1 protein-coding gene is annotated in these 2,046 nt (G+C 70.2%); it reads left to right on the top strand.

Translation table 11 applies throughout. The features are described 5' to 3' along the window. The coding region (locus ACFZCY_RS45440; protein WP_391187709.1) for an amino acid adenylation domain-containing protein at window positions 1–2,046 on the top strand (2,046 nt) is incomplete at both ends.

The raw sequence follows: 2,046 nt of genomic DNA, 5'->3' as shown, positions 1-2,046 counted from the left end.
GCTCCAGGAACTCCAGGCCGAACAGTGGCAGTCCCGCGCCCACGAGTACCTCTCCCTCAGCCAGATCAACACGGTCACCGAACTCCCGGCCGGCACCGCCCTCTTCGACAGCCTGCTCGTCTTCGAGAACTACCCCGTCGACGAGGACATGGGGGCCCGGCACGGGCTGCGCGTAGATGACACCTACGGAGAGGGCGGCAGCAACTACCCTCTCTCCCTCACCGCGTACACCGGTGGTCGCCTCGTCGGGGACACCGATCCCGGCGTGGCCCTGCGCATGTCGTACGACCCCCACCTCTTCGCGGACACCACGGCACAGGACATCGCGGACCGTCTCGCCGCGCTGCTGCGGTCCCTGCTCGACGAGCCGCGCCTCGCCCGGATCCCACTGCTGACCGCGGAGGAGGGCGCGACCCTCGCCAACGACTGGAACGACACCGACGCGTTCTGCCCGCCCCGGCTGCTTCCCGAGCTCTTCACCGCCCAGGCGTCGCTTACACCACAGGCGTTGGCGGTCGTCACCGAGGACACCACACTCACCTACAGGGAACTCGACGAGCGGGCGAACCGGTTCGCGCATCTCCTCCAGCAACGCGGCGTCCGTCCCGACACCGTCGTGGCGGTCAGCCTGCCCCGTGGCATCGACCTCGTCGTCAGCCTCCTCGCGGTGGTGAAGGCCGGCGGTGCCTACGTCCCCGTGGACCCGGAGTACCCGGCCGACCGGATCGCGTACATGTTGAGCGACTCCGGCGCCCGACTGCTGATCGCGGACCACTGGACGGAGCGAGCGCACGACGGGATCGAGGTGCTCGCACCCGGCACAGCTGACGCCGCCGCCCAGCCCGCCACCGCCCCGCGCATCGACACCCTTGCGCAGCATGCGGCCTACATGATCTACACCTCGGGTTCCACCGGTCGCCCCAAGGGCGTCGTGGTCTCACACGCTGCCATCTCCAACCGCCTGCTCTGGATGCAGTCGGAATACCCGCTGACCGGCACCGACCGGGTGCTCCAGAAGACCTCGTCGAGCTTCGACGTGGCCGTGTGGGAGTTCTTCGGCCCGCTGATCGCGGGCGCCGCGCTGGTCCTGCCCCGCCCGGACGGCCACCGCGACCCGCATTACCTGGCCGGAATGATCCGCCACCACGGCGTGACGACCGTCCACTTCGTCCCGTCCATGCTGCGCGCCCTGGTCGCCGAGCCCGCCACCCGGGCCTGCACCGGACTGCGCACCGTCTTCAGCGGCGGGGAGATACTGCAGGGCACCCTGCGCGACCAGATCCGCGAGGTGCTGCCCCAGGCGAAGCTCTACAACCTGTACGGGCCCGCCGAGGCGGCCGTCGATGTCACCTCCCACCCGGCCGAGCCGGACACCGATACCGTCCCGATCGGCCGGCCCGTCTGGAACACCGGGCTGTACGTCCTGGACCCGTGGCTGCGTCCGGTCCCTGCAGGCGTTTCCGGCGAGCTGTACATCACTGGTGTGCAGCTGGCGCGCGCCTATGCCGGCAGGCCGAGGCTGACGGCGGAGCGTTTCGTCGCGTCCCCGTTCGGGTCGGCCGGTGAGCGGATGTACCGCACCGGCGACGTGGTGCGCCGGAGGGCCGACGGCGTGATCGAGTTCGCGGGGCGCGCCGACGACCAGGTCAAGGTGCGGGGTTTCCGCATCGAGCTCGGCGAGGTGGAGCGGGCGTTGGCGAGCCACCCCGAGGTCGAGCAGGCCGTGGTCGTCGTACGGGAGGACCAGCCCGGGGTGAAGAGGCTGGTCGGGTACGTGGTGGCCCAGAGGGTCGACTCCGTAGAGCTGCGGGAGTTCGTGGGCCGCTCGCTTCCCGAGTACATGGTCCCCGCCATCTGCGTGGTCCTCGCCGATCTGCCGGTCACGGCGAACGGCAAGGTGGACAGGCGGGCTCTGCCGGAGCCGGACCTGACCGTGCTGCTGCGGGACTACGTGGCTCCGCGTTCGGAGGTGGAGCGGGTGGTTGCGGATGTGTGGTCGCGGGTGCTGGGTGTTGAGCGGGTGGGGGTGCGGGACAACTTTTTCGA

Origin of the sequence: Streptomyces sp. NPDC007983 (assembly GCF_042958345.1) — a bacterium.
Classification (GTDB): domain Bacteria; phylum Actinomycetota; class Actinomycetes; order Streptomycetales; family Streptomycetaceae; genus Streptomyces.
This window is presented reverse-complemented; position numbering and strand designations above follow the sequence as displayed.